The organism is Novosphingobium sp. PhB165 (assembly GCF_004341845.1).
GTDB lineage: Bacteria > Pseudomonadota > Alphaproteobacteria > Sphingomonadales > Sphingomonadaceae > Novosphingobium.
In genome coordinates this window covers 162,601-185,680 of the sequence record NZ_SLVB01000003.1, presented here as the reverse complement: position 1 = coordinate 185,680, position 23,080 = coordinate 162,601, and the positions used below count along the sequence as shown (strand labels likewise).

The 23,080-nt window shown below is 65.5% G+C and carries 20 protein-coding genes and 1 tRNA gene; 5 read left to right on the top strand and 16 right to left on the bottom strand.

Annotation, left to right across the window (positions count from 1 at the left end; genetic code table 11):
* Positions 1-9 precede the first annotated feature (9 nt).
* From EDF56_RS09415 to rimO, 4 genes are all read right to left on the bottom strand, one after another.
* Positions 10-549 (bottom strand): hypothetical protein, encoded by a 540-nt coding sequence (locus EDF56_RS09415; RefSeq protein ID WP_132386675.1) that lies wholly within the window; start codon positions 547-549, stop codon positions 10-12.
* Complete coding sequence (locus tag EDF56_RS09410; protein ID WP_132386673.1) at positions 539-1,300, bottom strand: molybdopterin-binding protein; 762 nt, start codon at positions 1,298-1,300, stop codon at positions 539-541. Before EDF56_RS09410 ends, EDF56_RS09415 begins: the two co-directional genes overlap by 11 nt.
* Positions 1,301-1,346: 46 nt before the next feature.
* Entirely contained in the window at positions 1,347-2,795 is a 1,449-nt protein-coding gene (locus EDF56_RS09405) for a serine hydrolase domain-containing protein (protein ID WP_132386671.1), read from the bottom strand.
* A gap of 1,071 nt (positions 2,796-3,866) precedes the next feature.
* On the bottom strand, positions 3,867-5,246 hold the full coding sequence (gene rimO, locus EDF56_RS09400) for a 30S ribosomal protein S12 methylthiotransferase RimO (RefSeq protein ID WP_132386669.1): 1,380 nt from the start codon (positions 5,244-5,246) through the stop codon (positions 3,867-3,869).
* A 497-nt stretch (positions 5,247-5,743) separates the two neighbouring features.
* On the opposite strand from rimO, the gene EDF56_RS09395 reads away from it, so the two are divergent.
* Positions 5,744-6,136, top strand: a complete 393-nt coding sequence (locus EDF56_RS09395) for a DUF1761 domain-containing protein (RefSeq protein ID WP_132386667.1) — start codon at positions 5,744-5,746, stop codon at positions 6,134-6,136.
* Here the strand turns inward: EDF56_RS09395 and EDF56_RS09390 are convergent.
* The 4 genes from EDF56_RS09390 to serS form a co-directional block, all read right to left on the bottom strand.
* Positions 6,128-7,192, bottom strand: coding sequence for a potassium channel family protein (locus tag EDF56_RS09390; RefSeq protein WP_132386665.1), 1,065 nt, complete (start codon positions 7,190-7,192; stop codon positions 6,128-6,130). The genes EDF56_RS09395 and EDF56_RS09390 overlap by 9 nt on opposite strands.
* A gap of 11 nt (positions 7,193-7,203) precedes the next feature.
* Entirely contained in the window at positions 7,204-8,319 is a 1,116-nt protein-coding gene (locus EDF56_RS09385) for a LysM peptidoglycan-binding domain-containing M23 family metallopeptidase (protein ID WP_132386663.1), read from the bottom strand.
* The gene (surE, locus tag EDF56_RS09380; protein WP_132386662.1) at positions 8,316-9,080 is read right to left on the bottom strand and encodes a 5'/3'-nucleotidase SurE; all 765 of its coding nucleotides are present in this window, start codon (positions 9,078-9,080) and stop codon (positions 8,316-8,318) included. The genes EDF56_RS09385 and surE overlap by 4 nt, the downstream gene beginning before the upstream one ends.
* A gap of 161 nt (positions 9,081-9,241) precedes the next feature.
* Positions 9,242-10,522: a serine--tRNA ligase gene (serS, locus tag EDF56_RS09375; RefSeq protein ID WP_132386660.1), complete on the bottom strand. Its 1,281-nt coding sequence runs from the start codon at positions 10,520-10,522 to the stop codon at positions 9,242-9,244.
* Positions 10,523-10,838: 316 nt separating this feature from the next.
* On the opposite strand from serS, the gene EDF56_RS09370 reads away from it, so the two are divergent.
* Positions 10,839-12,110: a methyl-accepting chemotaxis protein gene (locus EDF56_RS09370; RefSeq protein ID WP_347812977.1), complete on the top strand. Its 1,272-nt coding sequence runs from the start codon at positions 10,839-10,841 to the stop codon at positions 12,108-12,110.
* 108 nt (positions 12,111-12,218) lie between these two features.
* On the opposite strand, the gene EDF56_RS09365 is transcribed toward EDF56_RS09370, so the two are convergent.
* Positions 12,219-12,293: transfer RNA gene (locus tag EDF56_RS09365), tRNA-Val, on the bottom strand.
* Positions 12,294-12,382: 89 nt separating this feature from the next.
* Here EDF56_RS09365 and EDF56_RS09360 point away from each other — a divergent pair.
* Positions 12,383-12,670: a DUF3297 family protein gene (locus EDF56_RS09360; protein ID WP_132386656.1), complete on the top strand. Its 288-nt coding sequence runs from the start codon at positions 12,383-12,385 to the stop codon at positions 12,668-12,670.
* A gap of 59 nt (positions 12,671-12,729) precedes the next feature.
* Here EDF56_RS09360 and EDF56_RS09355 read toward each other — a convergent pair whose 3' ends face one another.
* Positions 12,730-13,410: a CHAP domain-containing protein gene (locus EDF56_RS09355; protein WP_132386654.1), complete on the bottom strand. Its 681-nt coding sequence runs from the start codon at positions 13,408-13,410 to the stop codon at positions 12,730-12,732.
* 255 nt (positions 13,411-13,665) lie between these two features.
* On the opposite strand from EDF56_RS09355, the gene der reads away from it, so the two are divergent.
* Positions 13,666-15,045, top strand: coding sequence for a ribosome biogenesis GTPase Der (der, locus tag EDF56_RS09350; RefSeq protein WP_132386652.1), 1,380 nt, complete (start codon positions 13,666-13,668; stop codon positions 15,043-15,045).
* A gap of 30 nt (positions 15,046-15,075) precedes the next feature.
* On the opposite strand, the gene EDF56_RS09345 is transcribed toward der, so the two are convergent.
* Entirely contained in the window at positions 15,076-16,239 is a 1,164-nt protein-coding gene (locus EDF56_RS09345) for an AI-2E family transporter (protein WP_132386650.1), read from the bottom strand.
* 148 nt (positions 16,240-16,387) lie between these two features.
* Here EDF56_RS09345 and EDF56_RS09340 point away from each other — a divergent pair, with 148 nt between their 5' ends.
* The gene (locus tag EDF56_RS09340; protein WP_132386648.1) at positions 16,388-18,487 is read left to right on the top strand and encodes a S9 family peptidase; all 2,100 of its coding nucleotides are present in this window, start codon (positions 16,388-16,390) and stop codon (positions 18,485-18,487) included.
* Here the strand turns inward: EDF56_RS09340 and EDF56_RS09335 are convergent.
* The 5 genes from EDF56_RS09335 to EDF56_RS09315 all read right to left on the bottom strand — a co-directional run bounded on the left by EDF56_RS09335 (position 18,477) and on the right by EDF56_RS09315 (position 22,950).
* Positions 18,477-19,532, bottom strand: a complete 1,056-nt coding sequence (locus EDF56_RS09335; protein ID WP_132386646.1) for a nitronate monooxygenase — start codon at positions 19,530-19,532, stop codon at positions 18,477-18,479. The two genes, EDF56_RS09340 and EDF56_RS09335, sit on opposite strands and share 11 nt — an antisense overlap.
* Before the next feature lie 24 nt (positions 19,533-19,556).
* Entirely contained in the window at positions 19,557-20,036 is a 480-nt protein-coding gene (gene bfr, locus EDF56_RS09330) for a bacterioferritin (protein WP_132386644.1), read from the bottom strand.
* A 103-nt stretch (positions 20,037-20,139) separates the two neighbouring features.
* A complete protein-coding gene (locus EDF56_RS09325; RefSeq protein WP_132386642.1) occupies positions 20,140-20,334 on the bottom strand; it encodes a (2Fe-2S)-binding protein in 195 nt (64 codons plus the stop codon).
* Positions 20,335-20,419: 85 nt separating this feature from the next.
* On the bottom strand, positions 20,420-21,721 hold the full coding sequence (locus EDF56_RS09320) for a DUF418 domain-containing protein (RefSeq protein ID WP_132386640.1): 1,302 nt from the start codon (positions 21,719-21,721) through the stop codon (positions 20,420-20,422).
* A gap of 101 nt (positions 21,722-21,822) precedes the next feature.
* On the bottom strand, positions 21,823-22,950 hold the full coding sequence (locus EDF56_RS09315) for an SPOR domain-containing protein (protein WP_132386638.1): 1,128 nt from the start codon (positions 22,948-22,950) through the stop codon (positions 21,823-21,825).
* Positions 22,951-23,080 lie beyond the last annotated feature (130 nt).

Sequence of the window (23,080 nt, the reverse complement as noted above, 5' to 3'; positions counted from 1 at the left end):
CGAACGCGGTTATGGCTCCAGCGCCTCGCGCTGGTAGCATTCGACGACGAGGCTGATCGGCTTCCCATCGGGGAGGCGCAGCAACGCCCGGTGCGTGAGGAACGTGCCGGGCGGACAGCCTTCAAGCCGACCATGGCGCGCTTCAAGCCGCTCGCGCGTGAAGTGCAGCGGGGCGACCACTTTGCCGAAAGGCGTGTCGGTGGAGGCCAGCGTGGCATTCATGGCATCGGTCAGGCGCGCGGGCACGAACCAGTTGTGCGCTTCGGACAGCGTCACCCCGTCGCAGGTCAGGCGGACGTGGCGATAGCCCAGCGTTTCGTGGTCCGAGACCTCTAATAGGGCGCGGGCGTCGGAGGGAAGGGCGGAGTCCTCCCCCTTCACCGGCTGTGCAGTCACGACCGGCGCATCGGCGCTGTGATGCGCGGCGCACCATTCGCCCAGCGCGGCGGTGGCGCTGTCGTTACGGGCAAGCAGTTGCTCGAACTCGGCCTGTTGCGGGGCCGAACCGGCAAGGAAGATCGACGCCAGCGGAATAAGCTTAGATCCCACCCGGGACTGCCGCCTTGCCGAGCGCGGTCAGGCCGTCGATCAGGGCATGGGCGCAGGCCGCCAGCTCTTCGGCATTGACCGATCGGATCACGAAATTGGCGCCGGTGCGGCCTTCACCCCAGAACGGGTAGGAGCCGATCTGGCAGCTTTCGAACGCCTTCTCGGTCTCGCGCAGCAAGTCGGCCACTTCGCTTTCGCCCACCCAGCAGCCGATCGTTTCCGACAGCAGCGGCGCGCCGCCTTCCAGAGTGCCGGTCAGGGCATCGAGCATGCCCGCAGTGATGCTGGGCACGCCCGCCATGATGAAGACGTTCTCGTACCGGATGCCCGGCGCGCCGGTGTAGCGGTTGGGGATCAGGCTGGCGCCTTCGGGCGTGCGGGCCATGCGCAGGCGGGCTTCGGTGAGGCTGCCGCGCGTCTCGTAATAGGTTTCGAGAATCGCCCGCGCCTCGGGATGGACGATCACCGGCACGCCGAGTGCTTCAGCAATGGCGTCCACGGTGATGTCGTCGTGCGTCGGGCCGATGCCGCCGGTGGTGAACAGATAGTCGTTACGAGCGCGCAGCAGGTTCACGGCCTCGACGATGGCGGCGGTATCGTCCGCCACCACGCGCACTTCCTTGAGGCGGATGCCCTGCACCTGCAGCCAGGTGGCCACTTGCGCGATGTTCCTGTCGTGTGTGCGACCGGAGAGAATCTCGTCACCGATGACGACGAGGGCGGCGGTGTAGATACGCGACGAATCGACCATGCGCTTTGGCTAGCCGACCCGAACGGACACCGCCACCCGTGGCGCGTCAATCTTCTGAAGGCATGACGATGAACTGCTCCCACGCGCCGTTCGCGCCGGGCTCGGCATAAGTCGAGACCGCGAGCTTGCGCTTGCCGAAGGTGGCCGTGAAAGTGCGGTTGACGAAACCGCCACGCAGCTTCGGCTTGCCGGCGGGCTCGAAGGCAGTGAGCGGGCCGAGCGGGGTCAGGCTTTCGCGATAGTCCTTGCGCACGGCGGCCGAGAAGTAATCGCGGGCGTGGGCGGTGAAGCCTGCCGGATCGAACTTGCCCGCCACCAGCGCTTCCAGTTGGGCCCGGGCATCTGCCGTGCGCGCGGCTTCTCCGCTGTCGAGCGGCAGGTCGCGCGGCATGACGATATCGGCAATCGCCGAGGTCACCGTGCCCGTCACCGAGCCGAAGTCGGCATTGGTGAGGACGACGATGGCGACGTCGCTGTCGGGGTACATCGTGGCCTGCGAAAGGAAGCCGGTCGATTCGCCGCCATGGTTGATGACCCGGCGGCCGTCCGCGGTGCGGGTGAACACGCCGAGGCCGTAAGCCGAGTTGGTTCCGTCCGCGAGGATGATCGGAGCTTCCTGTTCCTCCCAGTCGGCGGCGGGCAGCAGCGTGCGATGGAGGCGGGCGATATCCCAGCGCGCCAGATCGGAGGCGGTCATCGAGATTTCACCGGCGGCCCAGAGCCAGCCCGAGGCAGGCGGCGAGGCCGGCACGACCGGGCCCAGCGCATAACGGTGGTAGCCCTGCGGGAAACCGGGCTTGTTGGTGTCGTCCAGCTTGAGCGGATGGAGGTCGAGCGGCTGGAACAGTTCCCGCTCGAACAGCGTCCACAGCGGTGCACCGCCCGCCTTCTCCGCAATCAGCCCGGCGACGACATAGCCGGTGTTCGAATATTGCCAGCGCGTGCCGGGCTTGTAGTCGAGCGGTGCAGTGGCCCAGCGCCGGACGATTTCCTCCGGCTTTACCGGGGTGTGCATGTCGACGAAGTCATAGTCCTGCGGCCAGAAATCGCGGAGGCCGGACGTGTGCGACAGCAACTGGCGGATGGTGATCTCGTCTCCGCCGGAAACGCCGGTCAGGTACTTCGAAACCTTGTCGTCCAGCGAGAGCTTGCCCTGATCGCGCAGCTTGAGGATCAGCGCGCCGAGGAACTGCTTGGAATTGGATGCGATCTGGTAGGGCTGGTCGGGGTGGGCGGGCATGCCGTCCGCCGCCTTGCCCCAGGCCTTGGCCAGCACGATCTGCCCGCCGCGCGCGATGGCGACTTGTGCGGAAGGCACACCGCTTTGTGCCAGCGCTTTGGTGACGGCGGCGTCGATGGCCTGTTCCTGCGCGGGCGTGAGCGCGCCGTTCGTTGGCGCCGCCGTTACGGGCGGCGTGGCCTGCGCGGCGGCGATGTTGGGGGAGAGGATGAGTGCGCCGGCGGCAAGCAGGCGGGCAAGGACGGTGCGGTTCATGACGCGACGCTTAAATGCAACGCCCGCGAATTCAATGCCGGGATTGCGCGGAAGCTGCGCAAAAAGAAAGGGCCGATCCGAAGATCAGCCCGTAGAAGTTTTGGGAGAGGATGCCTGAAAGGCCCGTTCCTTATGCTCGCAGACATGTTTTGCTGCAAATGCGAAAAAATCGGCCTTGATTGCGTGTTGTGCAACCAATCGCCTGGGCGAAGTGGCGGAACTCCGTCGCTCTGGTTTGATGCATTTGCATTTCGGCGCATTTTCGAGAACGCATGGAGCCGGATAAGCATTCCGATCCGGTCGGGCGAGGGGCGTCGTCACGGGACGTGCAAAAGCCTCGCCATGCTCCGGACGGGCTGGCGGCAAAAAAGAAGGGCCGGTCCGAAGACCAGCCCCTTGGAAAGTTTTGGGAGAGGATGCCTGAAAGGCCTCCTCCATATGCTCGCCGGGCCGATTCTCCGCAAACGCGAAAAACTGGAGTATGGTTGCAAGGAGTGCAACTTTGCTGCCTGATGAACGCGCGGAAATGCGTGGTTCAGATTTGTTTGTAATGCATTTGAACGGTGTTCGGGATGACCTTTGCGGGAGTTGGCCGGCTTTGTGCCAAGTTGGCGGGCAAGGCTGGGTTTCGAGCAGTTGAACCGGCGGAGCACTAGCCGTGATCTTCAAGGATCCCATCGTCATCCTCGCGAAGGCGGGGATCCCGCTTCCTTAGAGTGGAACGAGAGGTCGCAAGAAAGCGGGACCCCCGCCTTCGCGGGGGCGACGGGAAACAGGGAGCGTGAGAGTCTGCGGGCTGATGTCCTATTCGGACGCCCAAGCATCATGGAGGATTGAGGAGGTTGCACCCGATGATCCTCGCCATGCGCGCGCAAACGTTCGGGCCCGATCGAACGAAGCTCGCGGGCAAAAAAGAAGGGCCGGTCCGAAGACCAGCCCCTTTGGAAAGTTTTTGGGAGAGGATGCCTGAAAGGCCCCCTCCATATGCTTGCCGGACCGATTCTTCGCAAACGCGAAAAAATCGCCTTTGATTGCAAGACTTGCAACTCGAAGGCGCATATCCGATCGCGGTCAGCCCTGAGTCAATGCCCCGTATAGGTCGTGCTCGTCCGCGTCTTCGACAAGGACGTCAACGATATCACCGACTTGCAGGTCGCCCACGTTGCGCAGGAAGACATTCCCGTCGATCTCGGGCGCATCGGCCTGCGAGCGGGCGGTTGCACCGATTTCGCCATCTTCGTCCGGCTCGCCCACTTCGTCGATGATCACGGGGATCACGCGGCCGACCTTGGCCTGAAGCTTGGCGGCGCTGATCGCGGCGGTCTTTTCCATGATTCGCGCATAGCGCTCTTCCTTGACCTCTTCCGGAACCGGATTCGGCAGGTTGTTGGCGGAAGCACCCTCGACAGGTTCGAAACGGAAGGCGCCGACGCGGTCGAGCTGCGCTTCGTCCAGCCAGTCCAACAGGTACTGGAAGTCTTCCTCGGTCTCGCCGGGGAAGCCGACCACGAAGCTGGAGCGGATCGCGATATCCGGGCAGATTTCGCGCCACTTGTGCAGGCGTTCGAGCACCTTGGCCTCGTTCGCCGGACGCTTCATCGACTTCAGCACCGACGGCGCGGCATGCTGGAACGGAATGTCCAGATAGGGCGTCAGCAGACCCTCCGCCATCAGCGGGATCACCGCGTCGACGTGCGGATAGGGGTAGACGTAGTGCATGCGCACCCAAGGCGCGCGGCCTTGCGCATCCTTCAACTGGCCCAGCTCGCGCGCGAGGTCGGTCATGTGGGTGCGGACTTCATGGTCCTTCCACATGCGCGTCTCGTGTCGCACGTCGACGCCATAGGCCGACGTGTCCTGGCTGATGACGAGCAGTTCGCGCGTTCCGGCTTGCACCAGCTTTTCTGCTTCGCGCAGCACCGCGTCGATGCGGCGGCTCGCCAGCTTTCCGCGCAGCGACGGAATGATGCAGAACGAGCACGCGTGGTTGCAGCCTTCCGAGATCTTCAGATAGCTGTAGTGACGCGGTGTCAGCTTCACGCCGGCTTCGTCGTAGATCTGCGGGATCAGGTCGACGTAGGGCGAAATCTCAGGCGGGGCGGCGTCGTGAACGGCCTCGACCACGGCTTCGTACTGATGCGCGCCGGTCACGGCGAGCACGTCCGGGAAGCGGGCGCGGATCACGTCGGCCTCATTGCCCATGCAGCCGGTGACGATCACGCGGCCGTTTTCGGCAATGGCTTCACCGATTGCGGCCAGGCTCTCTTCCTTCGCGGAGTCGAGGAAACCGCAAGTGTTGACGAGCACGACATCGGCGCCGGCGTAGTCCGGGCTCATCGTATAGCCATCGGCGCGCAGGCGGGTGAGGATGCGTTCGGAGTCGACAAGCGCCTTGGGGCAGCCGAGGCTGACCATGCCGACCTTGGGCGGGGTGGGGATTTCAATAGCCATAGGGATGGCGGGCCCGATACTCCGATTGTGGCCGAGAGTCACGGATTGAATGGATTCCGGGCGAGTCGGCTCCGCTGCACTGGATCGATGATTGCCGTGCCGGGTGATGGCGGGTGGCATGCAAGTCATGGAAATCGCAACCGCCCGGCCGCTTTCGGCCGCCCGGATCGTGATCCATTGGGGCGCTGGCCGATCTGATCGAAAAGGGCGTCCGGAAGAGGCTCCGTTCCGCATGCGGAGCCATTTCCTGTTCCAGTGCCGTCTCGGATTCGCGGGTGGTTCCCGGAGGCCCGTCGCGCGGCGACGATAGGCGGCGCGCACTTGCGCGCGCCGCTTGCGAGAGTTCCTCCGTGCCACTACCCCTGTGATCGCAGGGTGCGCTGGGCGACGTGCGTGACGCGGTCGCCCTATTTGCCTGTGACTGGATCGTTGGCGGCGAAGGTTCGCAGCCCGGCTCGAATGGCCGGATGCGGCCGAATGAACGGAAAGGGATTGCAATGGGTCCGGTGAACTGGCTGGCAGTGTTCCTTGCGGCCGCGCTCGCGATTGCGGTCGGTCTGGTCTGGCATGGGCCGATGTTCCGCACGGGGCGGCAACTCTTCCCGGGCAATTCGAAGCGTACGGCCAATTACGGCGTCGTCGGGCTGGTCATGCTGCTGGCGTCGATCATGCTCGGCCACAATTTCGCCCGCCTCGGAGAGGCCACGCTGGCGGCCAAGCCCTGGCTCTATTTCATGCAGAGCGGCGGGATTGCCATTTTCTTCGTCATTCCGGCGGTCTGGCTGACGCATCTGAGGCAATCGACCGAGCCGCTGAAGCGCGTGGTCGATTGCGCGTTCTGGCTGATCGCCTATCTGGCGATGGGACTGGTGTTCTGGGCGCTAGCCTGACGAATGCCCTGACGAATGATCGTCCGAAGGCGTGGTGGGCGCAATCTCGACCACTACGTCGCCGGATCGCAGCACTTTGGCCTCGTCTTCCCAGAAGCCGATCGTGCGGTTTTCGCGATAGATCCTGAGGCCGCGCCCGCCGCTGGCAAGCCGGTCCAGCGGCCCGCCGACTTCGCTGGGCAGCACCGGGCGCTCGACCAGTTGCACGCGCCCCGCCACCGAGGCGAGGTCCGACAGATATTCGGCCACGTGCTGCCCTTCGGCCGAACCCGCCAGCAAGAGGCCGGTAAAACGCACCGGGTTGATGACGTTGTTGGCGCCCGCCTGCCGGGCAAGCAATTCGTTGTCATCGGCGCGGATCACCACGGTGATCGGCACATCGGGCGCAAGATGGCGCGTGGTGAGCACGATCAGCACCGAAGTATCGTCCCGCCCCGCCGAAACCAGCACGGTGCTGGCCGTTCCCACGCGCACGGCGTTCTGGATTTCGTCCCGCGTGGCATCGCCTTGCAGGACGTTGCAACCCAATCCCTCCGCAAGGGAGAGCCGGGCCTGCGCCGGATCGACGACGACGATGCGCGCCGGGTCGGTACCGCGTTCGACCAGTTCCTTCACCGCTTCCGAGCCGCTGACGCCGAAGCCGAGCACGACGATGTGGCCCTCAAGCCGCTCCTGGATCTGCTTCATGCGCCAAGTCTCCCAGCTGCGCTTGATGAAGAAGTTGTAGGCCGTGCCGACGAAAATGGTGATCACCGCAAGGCGGATCGGCGTGACCAGCACGGCCTCGATCAGCCGCGCGCGGTCGCTGACCGGCGCGATGTCTCCAAAACCGGTCGTCGTGATCGAGATCATCGTGAAGTAGACGACGTCGAGAAAACTGACCTGCCCGTCGTGCGCGTCGTTCAGTCCGGTCCGGTCAGCCCAGTGAACCATGATGACGATGAAGATCAGCAGGAACGCCGCGCCCAGTCGCAGCGCGGCATCGGCCCAGACCGGAACCGCCAGCGAGCGACGCAGCGGCCTGAAAACCGCACGAACGGGGCGTCTTTTCGACATGCCCCGGCAGGTTAGGGGGCCTTGGGCAACTCGTCCAGCGGATCGACGGGCTTGCCATCGCGGCGCACTTCGAAGTGCAGTTCGTCGCCCTTGGCCAGGCCGGTATTGCCGACAAGGCCCACGCGCTCCCCGGCGGCGACCTTGGCGCCATCCTTGACGGTGACGCGGCTGAGGAAGCCGTAAGCGGTGAACCATCCGCCGCCGTGATCGAGCACGACAAGATTGCCGAACTGCTGCTTCTCGCTGCCGGCGAACTTCACGGTACCAGCGGCGGCGGCGCGGACCATGGTGCCTGCGGGGGCCTTGATGTCGATGCCGTCGTGCGGATCGGCGCCCGAGGCAAAGCGGCGGCCGAGCTTTCCGGCGACAGGCCACAGGAAGCGGCTGGACGCGCGCGGCGGGGCCTTTTCGGTCGGTTCAGCCGCCGTGACTGAAACTTTGGCCGGAGGCGTCACGGGTGCCGGCGCCTTCGTCTCGACCAGCGTCGGGATCAGCAGCGACTGGCCGACTTTGACCGGCTTCTGCGGATCGAGCCCGTTGGCGAGCGCGACCTGTTCCCACGGCACCGCATATTGGTACGCGATCGAAAAGCCGGTCTCGCCGGACTTGACCGAGTGGCGGCGCGTGCGCGGAATCCTGAGGTTCTGCCCGGTCTTCACGGCGTATGGCGGCCGCAGGCCATTCGCCTCGATGATGAGCACCCGCGCGACTTTGGCGCGCTCGGCAATGCCGCCGAGCGTCTCGCCCGGCTCGACGACATGGATTTCCTCGGTCTGGGCCGAGGCAGCAGCGGCGTTGCGAGCCACGACTTGCGCTTTCGCGGCGGTCCGGTTGGAGGCGGCAGCGGTCGGTTCGGGGGCGGGCTCGACGGAGGCGGTCTTTTTGGGGGCCGATGGGCCGGTGTTCCCGCGCGGGATCGTCAGCTTCTGGCCGGCCTTGACCGTGTAGGGCTGCTTGAGCCCGTTGGCCTTGACGATGGCGCTCGCCGAAACCCCGGCGCGGTTGGCGATGCCGTTCAGCGTTTCCCCCGGCGCGACGACGTGCACCGTCTCCGCCTTGGTCGAGGCGAAGGCAGGCGAACCGGCCAACGCCAGCGCCGCAAACAGGGGAAACGCGCGGCGGATCATGCCGTGTAGCGGCTCGCGATCTGCGCCAGCGAGGCGTCGTGGGTAAGGTCGAGTTGGAGCGGTGTTACCGAAATGTAGCCTTCGGCAATGGCTTCCAAGTCGCTGTTGTGGCCCAGCGTATGCTCGATGCCGTGGAGGCCGAACCAGTAATACGGGAACCCGCGCGGATCCATGCCCTCGACCACCGAACCGCGCGCATAGTCATGGAAGCCCTGACGGACCACGCGGATGCCCTTCACGTCCTCGGCGGCGAGCGGCGGGAAGTTCACGTTGATCAGCGTGCGCGGCGCGAACGGCGCGTCGAGCAGCGGCTTCAGGACTTTCGCGCCCCATGCCTCGGCGGCCGAGAAGCTGACGTTGTTGCCGTGCCCTTCGCCCGAATAGACCTGGCTCAGCGCGATCGAGCGGATGCCCGCCAGCGCGCCTTCCATCGCCGCCGAGACAGTGCCCGAATAAGTCACGTCGTCGCCGAGGTTGGCGCCGCGATTGACGCCGGAGAGGATCAGATCGGGCGGTCCGGGCATGGCCTTCTTGATGCCCATGGTCACCGAATCTGTGGGCGTGCCCGTCACCGAGAAGCGCTTGGGCGCGTGCTCGCGCATGCGCACGGGGCGGGTCAGCGTCAGCGAGTGGCCGGCGCCGGACTGTTCCTCGCTCGGCGCGCAGATCCAGATGTCGTCCGAAAGCTGCGCGGCGATCTTCTCCAGCACATAGAGGCCGGGGGCGTTGATGCCGTCGTCGTTGGTGAGCAGGATGCGCATGGTGTCTCTCTTGCAATGTGGCGCAGGGCCTGGTGGTCCAAGCGAAGCGCCGATCCATTCATCCTTCGACAAGCTCAGGATGAGCGGAGGGGAGGCTCAGCCTGCGTGAACTTGGAGGACAGGCCTCTCAAATCCGCTCAGGCTGAGCTTGTCGAAGCCCCTTAGAAGCAGGGCTCCAGCTTCTCTATCCCGCCCATCCACGGCTTGAGCGCCTCGGGCACCAGTACCGAGCCGTCTTCCTGCTGATAGTTCTCCAGCACGGCGACGAGCGTGCGGCCAACCGCTAGGCCCGAGCCGTTGAGCGTATGCAGGAACTCGGTCTTCTTCGAGCCTTCGGGCTTGTAGCGCGCGTTCATGCGGCGGGCCTGATAGTCGCCGCAGTTCGAGATCGAGCTGATCTCGCGGTAGGCGGCCTGACCCGGCAGCCAGACTTCAAGGTCGAACGTCTTCTTCGCGGTGGCGCCCATGTCGCCGGCGCAGAGCAGCACCTTGCGATAGGGCAGTTCCAGCGCCTGAAGGATCGATTCGGCGGCAGCAACCATGCGCTCGTGCTCGGCTTCCGACTGATCGGGCTGGCAGACGGTGACGAGTTCGACTTTCTCGAACTGGTGCTGACGGATGAACCCGCGCGTGTCGCGGCCCGCCGCGCCCGCTTCCGAGCGGAAGCAGGGGGTCAGCGCGGTCATGCGCAGCGGCAGGGTTTCGAGATCGACGATCTCGTCCTGCACCGCATTGGTCAGCGAGACTTCGGCGGTGGGGATCAGCCAGCGGCCGTCGGTCGTCTTGAACAGGTCTTCCGAGAACTTGGGAAGCTGGCCGGTGCCGAACACGGCCTCGTCCTTCACCAGCAGCGGCACGATGCATTCCATGTAGCCGTTGGTGGCGGTCTGCGTGTCCAGCATGAACTGTGCGAGCGCGCGGTGCAGGCGGGCCATCTGGCCCTTGAGGAAGGTGAAGCGCGCGCCGGAAATCTTCGCGCCGGTCTCGAAATCGAGGCCGAGTGCCGGGCCGAGGTCGGCATGTTCCTTGGGCTCGAACGCGAACGTGCCCGGCGTGCCCCACTTGGCCACTTCGACGTTCTGCGTCTCGTCCTCGCCGTCCGGCACTTCGGCAACGGGGATGTTGGGCAGGCCCGCGAGTGCATTGTGAAGCCGCGCGGAAAGCTCCTTTTCCTCGGCTTCGAGCGCGGGGAGGGTGTCCTTGAGCTGAGCGACTTCGGCCTTCAGCGCTTCGGCCGTGGCGCTGTCGCCCTGGCCCATGGCCTTGCCGATCGCCTTCGAAGCCTCGTTGCGGCGATTCTGCCCTTCCTGCATGCGTGTCGCGACCGAGCGGCGCTGCTCGTCGAGCGCGAGGATGTCAGCGGCCACGGGGAGGGCCCCACGGCGGGCGAGGCCGGCGTCGAACCCTTCGGGATTCTCGCGGATCAGGCGGATATCGTGCATGGGGCGGGGCTATGCCGTCTCGCGCCCGCAGGCGCAAGATTGGGCCGCAACCTTTGCGCCGAAGTCGGCGGCAGAGTTGAGGGGCGGGCCCGGCGTACAAGTTCGGCGACACCGTTCACCGGAAAAGAACCATTAAAATACTGAAAGTTGTACTTTCGACACTGCTGTTGAGAATTGATCGCAGCGGAAGGCCCTGGCGCCCCACCTATAACGAATCCGGGAGCCCGCGAAAGCTGGAACGGTTCCGGCTCAAGCGGGCGGGATGGGGTGAAACACTATGGAATGGTTCAGAGCAAATGCACCTATTCGCCTTAAATTGTTGATTGCATTCGGCAGTCTGGTCACGCTGACGGCTGCGAGCGGGCTTGCGGGCATGGACCTTGGGGCAGGTCAGGCCGGCTGGGCGGTTCTCGGCGCGACCGTTATCGCCGCACTGCTCAGCCACCTCTATCGAGAGGCGATTGCCGGGCCTTACGTCGGCACGGTGGTACGCATGGAGGGACTGGCTGCAGGCGATCTCGATAGTCCGATCGAGTATACCCACTATCGCGACTGTGTGGGCCGCATGACGCAGGCGATGTTCACCTTCCGCACGACCGCGCAGGCCGAAATCGTCAAAGGCGAGGAAGCGCAGCGCAATGCGCAAGTCGTGCAGGGCATGGCCGAGAATTTTCGCCGTCTTTCCGAGGGGGATCTGACGGCGGACATCGTCGAGAACTATCCGGGCGAATATGCCGCGCTCAAGGAGAGCTTCAACGAGGCGCTCGCCAGTCTTCGCGGGCTGCTGGGATCGGTGAAATCCGGCACGCAGAACAGCCTCGTCGGCTCGCGGGAGATCGCGCAGGCGTCCGAGGATCTCGCGCGGCGCACGGAAGCCAATGCTGCCAGCCTCGAACAGACGGCTGCGGCGATCCAGCAGATCGACCATCGGCTCAAGGCCACGGCCGAGGCAGCGGCGCTCTCGGTCTCTACGTCCGGGCAGGCGATGACGGCGGTGTCCGAAGGGCGCGCGCGGACCGATGCGGCGGTGGAGGCGATGAGCCGGGTGAGCGACAGCGCCAAGGGCATCGACGCAGTGATCGAGGGGCTCGACAAGATCGCGTTCCAGACCCGCGTTCTGGCGATGAACGCGGCGGTCGAGGCAGGCCGGGCAGGCGATGCCGGGCGCGGGTTCGCGGTCGTAGCCGATCTCGTTTCGGCGCTGGCGATGCGGGCCGAGGAGGAATCGAAGCGCGCCCGCGACCAACTTGGCGTTACCCAGACCGATATCGAAGTGGCGGTGGAGGCCGTCCACAAGGTCGATTCGGCGTTCGGGGTGATTTCTGCCTCAGGTGAGGAAGTTACGCGCCTTGCCGGGCTGATCGCGGCCGACAACGATGCGCAGGCCGCTGCCATCAGCGAAATCAACGCGGCGGTCGGCGCGATGGACCATTCGACTCAGCAGAACGCGGCCATGGTCGAGCAGACTTCGGCAGCGGCGCGCAATCTGACGTCCGAAGTGGCGTCTCTGGCGGCGGAAGCGGATCGATTTCGCATGATGCCCGCGCAGACGGGTTTTCGCCCGACGCTGGTGGGCAGCCGCATGTGAACATGCATCCGCCGCGAGGGCGCACGCGTCTTCGCGGCGGACCCGCTGGGGTCCGATGCTGCGTTCAAGTCTTTGTGGGAAAAGAGAAAAGTGCCATCCTGAAGAGGATGGTGGGCGCGGCAGGGATTGAACCTGCGACCCCACCCGTGTGAAGGGTGTGCTCTACCACTGAGCTACGCGCCCGCCGAATGGACTGTGTCCGATGCGGAAGCGCGCCTCTAGATGAGTCGGATCGAATTGACAAGCGGCCATGGTGAATTAAATCGCGGGCCATGACCGAAGAGACCAACGTCGGCCCCGACGTGCCGCCCGACCGCCTTGCCATCCACTCGAAGAGCGCGTTTTTCGACGCCGACAAGCTGCAACGCGGCGTCGGCATCCGCTTCAAGGGCGTGGTGCGCACCAATGTCGAGGAATATTGCATTTCCGAAGGCTGGGTGCGCGTGCAGGCGGGCAAGACCCTCGATCGCAAGGGTAATCCGCTGACCGTCAAGCTCTCGGGCCCGGTCGAAGCCTGGTACGAGGACCTTGGCGAGGGCGCGCCTGTCGCCAAGCTCTGATCGCGGCTTGAATGGAAATCGGGCCGCCACGACGCGGCCCGTTTTTCCTCAATCCCCGCTCAACGATAGGTTCCGGCGATAATCGCGCCGATGGGGTCGCTGCGGCGGCCCTTTTTCGTGGGTTTGATCTCGGTTTCCGGCGGACTGGCGGGGACGGGCGTTGCCGCGTCCTCGCCCGATACCGATTCGAGCCGGGACTGGCCCAGGTCCTTCACGGCGCCGGGCTTCGCATTGTAGATGAAGCCCTCGACCGGCCAGTGCGTGGTGCCGAGGTTGTGGATCGGCGCGTACCAGATGCGCACTTCGCTCCAGTCGTTGTCCGGCGACACGTCGAGCGCGGTGACATTGTCCTCGACCTGGCCGCGCCGTCCCTCGATGGGGGACCAGTTGGCATGGCTGATCAGGATCGTACGCGAATCGACGATGCGGCTGACTGTCGCGACATGGCCGAGGTGCGAGTTCGCATAGGCCGGAATCGCCATGACCGCGCCGACACGAGGCCGGTGGCCGGTGGCATAGCGGCCTTGCGCCTGATCCCACCAGGTATGGGCGTCGCCAAAGATCCGGATGCCCGAAAGCCGCCGCGCATAGGGCACGCATTCGAGGTAGTCGGGACCCTTGATCTCGCTCCCGCCGCCGTCTGCCCCGGCCATGACGTCGTCGATCGCCGAGCGCGCGCTCGCCGGTGCTGCCGCCGCGAGAGCGAGGCCTAAGATGATGAATCTGCGGTAACCCTTCATGTTTGCCATGTTCGGCGGAGAGGGTTAGGGGCTTCCTGAATAGTGTGGTTAACGGCGCGGTAACTATTTCGGCCGCGAATCCGCATAAGATCGTCGCTTCAAGTGCCGATCCCGACTGCCGGTTGCCTTTTTTCGATCTGCCGCGATTTGCGGAATCGCCCGGCCTTGACGCCTGACTTCGCATTAGCGGAACGCGGGGCGTTTCCATTTGCGCCGAATTCCCCTATCGGCGCGAATCCTTTATCGAGTTCTTATATGCTTCCCCAGGTGATCATCATCGGCCGACCCAACGTCGGCAAGTCCACGCTGTTCAATCGGCTCATCGGCAAAAAGCTTGCGCTTGTCGACGATCAGCCGGGCGTCACGCGTGACCGCCGCTTCGGCGATGCGGAACTGCTGGGGCTCAAGTTCCAGATCGTCGACACTGCCGGTTGGGAGGATGACGAGGCCGAAACCCTGCCGGGCCGGATGCGCAAGCAGACCGAAGCCGCGCTGGAAACCGCCGATGTGGCGCTGTTCGTGGTCGACGCGCGCGCGGGCCTCACGCCGCTGGACGAGGAGATCGGTCAGTGGCTGCGCGCCTCGCCGGTGCCTGTGGTGCTGCTGGCCAACAAGGCCGAGGGCCGCGCGGGCGAGGGCGGCGTGCTCGAAGCCTATTCGCTGGGCCTTGGCGAGCCGATCACGTTTTCGGCCGAGCACGGCGTCGGCATGGCCGACCTCTTCGAGGCTCTGCTGCCACATCTCGATTCGCTCCAGCCCGAAGAGCCGGAGTTCCCGGAGGAAGTGGACGACGAAGCGCTGCTGCGCCGGCCGCTCAAGCTGGCCATCGTCGGCCGTCCGAATGCGGGCAAATCCACACTGATCAATCGCATTTTGGGTGAGGACCGCCTGCTCACCGGGCCGGAAGCGGGAATTACCCGCGATTCGATCACGGTGGACTGGGAATGGACCGATCCCAAGACGCAGGAAGTGCGGCAGGTCAGCCTGATCGATACCGCCGGCATGCGCAAGCGCGCCAATGTGACCGAGAAGCTGGAGCGCATGGCCGTGGCCGACGCGCGCCATGCCATCGACTTCGCCGAAGTCGTGGTGCTGTTGCTCGACGCCACGCGCGGGCTGGAGCATCAGGACCTCACCATCGCCTCCAAGGTGCTGGAAGAAGGCCGCGCGCTGATTATCGCGATCAACAAGTGGGACGTGGCCGAAGGCGCCTCGGCCCTGTTCAACGGCATTCGCGGGGCGCTGGACGAGGGTCTGGCACAGGTGCGCGGCGTGCCGCTGCTCGCGGTTTCGGCGCGGACCGGCAAGGGTCTGGACGAACTGATCGCTGCCGGTTTCTCGATTCGCGAAGCCTGGAGCAAGCGCGTGCCGACCGCCGCGCTCAACCGCTGGTTCGACGATGCGCTTTCGGCCAATCCGCCGCCGGCGCCGGGCGGCAAGCGCATCAAGCTGCGCTACATCACGCAAGCCAAGACCCGCCCGCCGGGCTTCGTGCTGTTCGGTACCCGCCTCGACCTGTTGCCCGAGAGTTATCGCCGCTATCTGATCAACGGCATTCGCCGCGAACTGGGCTTTGACGCGGTGCCGATCCGCCTCAACTTGCGCAGCGCCAAGAACCCGTTCGCCAACAAGTAAGCAGGTTACAAAACGGCAGCGCGTTCGTCCTCAGGACGGGTGCGCTGCCGTTTCCGCGTCCGGCTGTGGCTGGTCGGCGGTCATGTTCGCGTCTTCGTGCTCGATGGCGCGGGGATCGATCATGCCGCGGCTGTTGCGCATCTCGCTCATCAGGCCCCAGACCGAGATGAACAGGGCGGCGATCACCGGCCCGACGATGAAGCCGTTGAGACCGAACACCTGAAGCCCTGCCAGCGTCGCGATCAAGACCACGAAGTCGGGCAGGCGCGTGTCGCGGCCTACCAGGATCGGGCGCAGCAGGTTGTCGATCATGCCGATCACGAACATCCCGCAAAAAGCGAGGATCGCGCCGTGCCAGATGTGGCCGGTGGCCAGCAGGTAAAGCGACATGGGCACCCAGACGAGGCCCGTACCCACGGCGGGAAGCAGCGAGAAGAAACCCATCAGCACGCCCCACAGGAGCGAGCCGGGGATGCCCAGCAACGAGAAGATGATCCCGCCGACAAGGCCTTGCAGGATGGCGACGACGACGGTGCCCTTCATCGTCGCACGCACGACGACGATGAAATTCACGATCAGCCGGTCGCGCAGGTGCGGGCGCAGGGGCATGGCCTCGCGGATCAGTTCGCCGTAGCGGCGGCCGTCGCGCAGCAGGAAGAAGGTGAGGTAGAGCATCACGCCCAGCGCCGCGAGAAAGCTGAGCGCGCCTTGCCCGGCCGAAACCAGCTGCGTGGCCAATCCCTGAAGCCCGGTTGCGATCCCCGCGCCGAACTGGCGGCGCAGCGATTCGAAGTCGGCAAGGCCGTAGCGTTCGACCAGTCCCTCCACCGAATCCGGCAGCGATGACCGCAGCTTGGCGACGGTCTGGCCGATGTCGATCTGGCCGGAGGCGACCTTGTCGTAAATGACGGTCACTTCCTGCACCAGGCTGATGCCCAGCAGGATGGCGGGAATGATGAACAGCGCCAGCAGCATCAGCAGCATAAGCCCGGCAGCGGTATTGGGCCGGCCGCCCATGTTCTGCGAGAAACGGTGGGTCAGCGGCTCGAACAGGATTGCCGCCACGACGCCCCACAGAACGGCGCCGAAATAGGGCATGAGCAGCCATGCGAAGGCAATGGAAACGAGGATGACGAGGAAGGCGAAGCCGTAATCTTCGAGACGGTAGGGCGGCTGCGGTCGTGGACTCTCCATGCTCCTGTCTTAGCACGATTTCAGCCTTGGCCAGTCCGGATCGGCTGCGGGGTGGATTTTTTCAGGCGACTGGGCGAGACAGGGCGGCCGGGCGGGGGACACAGGGGCCTTTCCGCTCATCCCATAACGAGAACCGGAGATCGCCGCCTTGCGCACCCCATTCGCCCTTCGTCTTGCCGTCCTTGCACTTGGCTGCGCCGTCGTTCCCCTCGCGCCCGCGCTGGCTGACGATGCGGCCGCCGCGGGGCCCGAGCGCGGCTTCACGCCGGATGATCTGTTCAAGCTTTCGGGCGTCACCGATCCGCAGATCTCGCCCGACGGCAGCCGGATCGTCTACGTCCGCTCCAGTGCCGACGTGATGACCGACAAGCAGGTGCCCTCGCTCTGGATCGTCGATGCCGCCAGCGGGGCGCAGCGACCGCTGGTGACCGGACCGGGCGCGCATTTCTCGCCGGTCTGGTCGCCGGACGGCAAGCGGCTGGCCTTCGTCTCCAGCGACGGCACCGGCGCGCCGCAGCTCTACGTGCTGTGGCTGGACACCGGGGCGCAGGTGCGCGTGACCGACCTGCCGGACAGCCCGGGCAGCATTGCCTGGTCTCCCGATGGTCGGCAGATCGCCTATACCATGCGCGTGCCGGGTGAGGGCCTGAAGCTGGGTTCGGCGCCCGCGAACAAGCCGGAAGGCGCCAAGTGGGCCGATCCGCTCGAAGTGATCGACCGCGTGACCTATCGCGCCGATGGCGACGGCTACGCGCAGCCGGGCTACGCGCACATCTTCCTGGTCTCGACCGACGGCGGCGCGCCGCGCCAGTTGACGTTCGGCAAGTTCGACGATTCCGGCCCGCTTTCGTGGACGCCGGACGGCAAGCGCATCCTGTTTTCAGGCAATCGGCGTGCCGATTGGGAGCGCGAGGTCAACAATTCGGAAGTCTACGCGCTCGACGTCGTCGGCGGGACGGTTTCGGCACTGACCACGCGCAACGGGCCGGACAACGGCGCGCTGGTCTCGCCCGATGGCAAGCACGTGGCCTATCTGGGCTATGACGACGTCAACCGGTCCTACGAGAACACCGAGCTTTACGTCATGAACATCGACGGTTCGGGCGTGCGGCCGCTCAGCAAGAGCTTCGACCATTCGATCGATTCCATCGCGTGGTCCGGCAATTCCACGATCCTTGCCCAGTATGACGATCATGCGCGGACGTACGTTGCCCGGGTCGGGCTCGATGGTTCGATCCATACGGCGGTCGAAGGGCTGAGCCCGGGCAGCGGCTATGACCGGCCCTATACCGGCGGGGCCTTCTCGGTCTCGAACAACGGGCGCATCGCCTATACCTCGGGCACGGCGGCGCGGCCGGCGGACTTGTGGGTGAGCAATGGCGGAACGGGCCGGAAGCTGACCGATCTCAACGGCACCTGGATGGAAGCCAAGGCCCTGGCCCCGGTGCGCAAACTGGCCGTCACCGCGCCGGACGGGCGCCAGATCGACGCCTGGCTGGTGACGCCGCCCGGCCTCCAGCCCGGCCAGCGCGCGCCGCTCATCCTTGAAATCCACGGCGGCCCCAACACGGCCTATGCGCCCGGATTCGCGACCGACTATCAGCTCTATGCCGCGCACGGCTACGCGGTGCTCTATACCAACCCGCGCGGCAGTACCTCGTATGGCGAGGCCTTCGCCAACCTGATCGACCGCGCCTATCCGGGCACCGACTATGACGACCTCATGTCCGCCGTTGATGCGGCGATCGCGGACGGGGTGGCCGATCCCAACAACCTCTTCGTTACCGGCGGCTCGGGCGGCGGCGTGCTGACCGCGTGGATCGTCGGCAAGACCGACCGCTTCAAGGCGGCGGTGACGCAGAAGCCGGTGATCAACTGGATCAGCGAAGCGTTGACGATGGACGCGACCACCTTCACCTCGCGCTACTGGTTCGACAAGAAGCCGTGGGAAGATCCCATGGAATATTGGCGCCGCTCGCCGCTCAGCCTTGTCGGCAACGTCAAGACGCCGACGATGGTCGTGGTGGGCTCCGAGGATTACCGCACGCCGGTGAGCGAGGCCGAGCAGTACTACGCCGCCTTGCAGATCCGCGGCGTGCCCACGGCGCTGGTGAAGGTGCCGGGCGCGAGCCACGGGGGCATTGCCGCGCGGCCCTCTCAGTCGGCGGCCAAGGCTTCGGCGATTCTGGCGTGGTTCGACAAGTACCGGACCGACAAGCCGGCGGCGGCCGAAGCGGCTAAGCCGTAAGCCCGAGTTCGGCGGCGAGCTGGGCAACCAGCTGCGCCGCCGGTATCGACCGGGCCAGCGGCGCACCTTGTCCCGCCCATTGCGCGCCGTAGAGGGGCTCTCCAGCGGCTTTCGCGGCGGCACTGAGCGCCTTCCCGGCATGATAGGTGCGCGGATAGGCAGGCACGGGCGGCAGGTCCGGACGCTCGCCGAACTGCGTGAAGCGATTGGCGAGGCAGCGGGCCGGGCGGCCCGAAATCGCGCGCGTCATTGCCGTGTGACTGGCGGCATCGGAGGCGAGCAGGCCGCGGTAGGCGGTGTCCGCACTCGTTTCGGGGCAGGCGATGAAGGCCGTGCCCAGCTGCGCGGCGACGGCGCCGAGGTCCAGTGCCGCGCGAATGTCGGCGCCGTCCATGATCCCGCCAGCCGCGACGACCGGCAGCTTGCCCCAGCGCGCCAGCAGCCGCGTGAGCGCGAAGGCACCGAGTCGGTCGTCGCGCGCATCGGGATCGAACATGCCGCGATGGCCACCGGCCTCCCAGCCTTGCGCGACCAGCACGTCGATGCCGGCAGCAAGCGAGAGATCCGCTTCGGCAAGGCTGGTGACGCTGCCAAGCAGCAGACAGCCTGCCGCCTTGAGTGCGCTGATGGTCTCGGGATCGGGCAGGCCGAAATGGAAGCTGACGACGGCGGGTTTCGCCTCCAGCACGACCTCCAGCATCGCCGTGTTTCCGGCGAAGCTGTCGTAGATCGTCTCCAGTGCGGCGGGCGGCTGCGCGCCGTATTCGCGGAATAGGGGTGCCAGAGCGTCAAGCCACGCCTGTTCGCCCGCAGGATCGGGGCGGGGCGTCTCGTGCACGAAAAGATTGAGATTGAACGGGCCGTCGGTGCGGGCGCGCAAGTCGGCGATTTGGCGGCGGGCCTCGTCAGGGCCGATGGCGCCGAGTGCGAGCGAGCCCAGCGCACCGGCATTCGAGACTTCGGCGGCAAGGGCGGGTGTCGAGGTGCCCGCCATCGGCGCTTGGATCAGCGGTATCGAAAGGCCAAGGCGCGCGAGAAAATCCATGTCCACACGCGCGCCTGTCCGAGGTCAGTCTTCCGCCGGCTTGCTCTGGAGCTGGCAGTAGTTCTGGATGCCCATGCGGGCGATCATGTCGAACTGCTTTTCAAGGAAGTCGACATGCTCTTCCTCGCTTTCGAGGATGCGCTCGAAGATCTCGCGGCTGACGTAGTCGCGCACCGTTTCGCAGTAGGCGATCGCTTCCTTGAGCAGCGGAATCGCATCGTATTCCAGCGCGAGGTCGGCCTTGAGCACTTCCTCCACGCTTTCGCCGATGCGCAGCTTGCCCAGCGCCTGGAAGTTGGGGAGTCCGTCGAGGAACAGGATGCGATCGGCCAGCACGTCGGCGTGCTTCATCTCGTCGATCGATTCGTGGCGCTCGTATTCGGCGAGCTTCTTGATGCCCCAGTTGTCCAGCATGCGGTAGTGCAGCCAGTACTGGTTGATCGCGGTCAGCTCGTTGAAGAGCGCCTTGTTGAGGAAATCGATGACCTGCGGGTCGCCCTTCATGGGGGATGCTCCTGAAAATTTCAGGGGCATTATGGGCGTCTAAACAAAGGGAGGCAACCCGAGGAGGACCCCGGGTTATCCCGCAGGACTATTCGCCGTGCCGTCAGGCGGCGGCGCTGAGCGGTGCGTCGAGTGCCGTCATTTCATCGGCGATGATGTCTTCGGCATCCTCGATGCATTGGCCGCACTGCGGGGTCCGTCCCAGTGCCGCGTAGAGCGCGTGGGCATCGCCCCGGCAGCAGCGTGCGGCGGTCCGCAGGTCGTTTTCCTTGATGGCGTTACAAATGCAAACGTACATATGCGAATCCTCTTGGAACCCCATCATATGCAATTGCAAATGGATCGCAATAGCATTCTGAATCGGCGAAAATCCGCAAGAAAAGTCAGCTAGATAGCGGGCGGCGATTGGGCAGAAGGTAGCCTTCGACCAGCGATCGCCAGACCAGTTCGAGCGGCCCGCGCCGGTAGCGGCGCAGGAACGGCGCGCTCCAACAGAGCATCACGCACCAGCCGATCAGCACGAAAAGCCACTGCTCTGCAGCGCCGACCCGGCCATAAAGCCCCAGTCCCCAGCCGAAGAACAGCGCGCTCATCAGCAGGGATGTGCCGATATAGTTGCTGAACGCCACTTGCCCGCAGGCAGCGAGTCGCATGCCAAGGCGCGTGCGCAGCAGCGCCGGAGCGGCAGCCAGCAGCAGCGCGCCGTAGCCGAGTGCGGTCATGAGATGCGGCATCAGCAGACCCTTGCCGAGCATCATGTACATCGCGATCGGCGGGAAATGACGCGGCCATGCCCAGCCGAGGGCGAGGGCGGAGAGCGCAAGTCCCACTGCCGTCGCGCCCACTCCCACGGTCAGCAGCGTCCGGCGCGGCACGCCGCCTTGCGCGACGCCGATGCGCTGGAGCACGAGGCCGACCAGCATCAGCGGCACCACTTCGCTCCACGCGTGCAGGGTCATGGTGACGAGCCAGAACGGATCGTCGCTCAGCTTGGTGCCGGCGATGTTCCAGAAACCGGAGTGGTAGAGCCGTGCCTGCGCTTCCGCCGCTTCCCGGTAAAGCGCGAGTCGCGCGGCGACTTCATGCCGTTCGGCCAGCGTGGCGACGCCCAGTCGCACCGCCTCTTCGGCGCGGGCCATTGGCACCGTAACGGCGAGGTCGACGATCGAGGCCGTCAACGCGATCCCGGCTGCGAGCCCCAGCAGAACCGCGCAAGGCTGCCGCCGCACGAACAGCACGGCGATGCCGCAAGTGGCATAGACGAACAGGATGTCGCCCCACCACAGCAGCAGATAATGCAACTGCCCCAGCAGCATGAGCCAGGCGAGGCGGCGCACCTGCAAGACGTCGCCATCCCGCCCGGCGGCGTCCATCCGCTCGCAATAGAGCGCGATTCCCGCGCCGAACAGCATGGCGAAAAGCGCGCGCATCTTCCCTTCGAAGAACAGGAAGCCGAGTGCATAGGCAAGTTCGTCGGAACGAGAGGCGGCTGCTGCAAATCCGGGTGAAGCGCTGCCTATTGCAGGGCCTGCGAAGCCGGAAATATTGATCGCAAGGATGCCCAGCACCGCCACCCCGCGGACGAGGTCAAGCGTACCCAGCCGGTCAACGGCATGAACCGCACCGGACGCCTCGCTATCGTAGTGGACCTCGCGGGCGCTTTCGCCCGTCAATGCCTTCGGCATAGCCCCTGTCTCCCGCGAGCGAGGCTATGCCTCCGATTCGCGGGAGTCCATGGATATTCCGTCCGGGAGCGTGGGCGGCCCAGCAATCGCCGGGACGAAGGTTATTTCGGCGGGCTTACGATGCACTCATGGCCGGAGGAACGGAGCGCGGTGCAGGCCTTGTCGGCCTCACCCTTGTTCGCGAAGCCGGTGGCATAGAGAAATGTGAGCGATCCGCCCTTCACCATATCGCGGCGAATTCCGGCGAATTCCGGCCGCTTCGACAGGCTGTCCCAGAGCTTGTCGGCATTGCCGGCGACGCCGAAGGCACCGAGTTGAAGCCGCCAGCCGCCGTGCTGTGCTGGTGCGTGCTGTGTCGTGGGCGAAGTCACGGTTTTCTGCGAGATCTCCTTCGGAGCGACCGGCTTTTCCGGAGTAGGCAGCTTTTCCGAAGCGGAAGGCAGGGCAAGGGCGACCGGCGCCGCATTGGGTATCGCAACCGGTTTGCTGACAGGCGCGGGGGCAGGGCGCGTATAGTCGGCACCGGCCGTGGCTGTTCCGCCGGATAGCGCAGCCTCGCGGACCGGAGCCACGGTCTGCGGCCGAGTCGCGGGAATGTTCAGCGAGGCCGCTGCATCCAGCCGCGCCCGTGCGGCCTCCGATTCGGCGGCCATCTTCGATGCCAGCGCCACGCTCTCCTGCCGCTGCGCCAGCGGAATATGCTCGTCCATCTGCGCCAGAGCGCGGGCGGCCTGCGGCAGTCCGGCCTGCTGGGCCAGACTCACCAAGGCATAGGCGGCCACCCAGTCCTTCTCGACGAAGTCGCCATTGAAGTGCGCGACTCCCAGAATGTACTGCGCCCGCGAATCGCCGCGCGCGGCGGCGGCGGCGATATAGGGCATCGCCTCTTCACGCTGGCCGCGCTGGAACAGCAGCAATCCGTAGTTGTCGGCGGCCTGAACGTGGCCCTGCGCGGCGGCTTTGCCATAGAGCGTTTCGGCCTGCTCCAGATCGAGCGGCACGCCTCTGCCCATCTTGTAGGCCTGCGCCAGGTTGAATTCGGCATCGGCGTCGCCCTTGTCGGCCAGGGGGCGCCATTGCTGCACGGCGATATCGTATTGGCCGGACGACCAGGCATCGACTCCGGACTTTACGTCGGCGTGGGCGGTAGTGGCCGCAAGGACGCCGATCAGGCAGCAGGCGCCGCTTCTGGCGCCATTTGCAGCAAGGAAACGAAGAATTTTCTGCATCTTGAACCCGCCCCGATTCCCGTTCCGAATGGGTGCCATGCTTGGCGAAGATTGACGGATGACGCCAGTGGGATCGCGGGACAATGCGGGCCTCTGCCGAAAATTGGCGTTAACCGGCATGGTAAATACT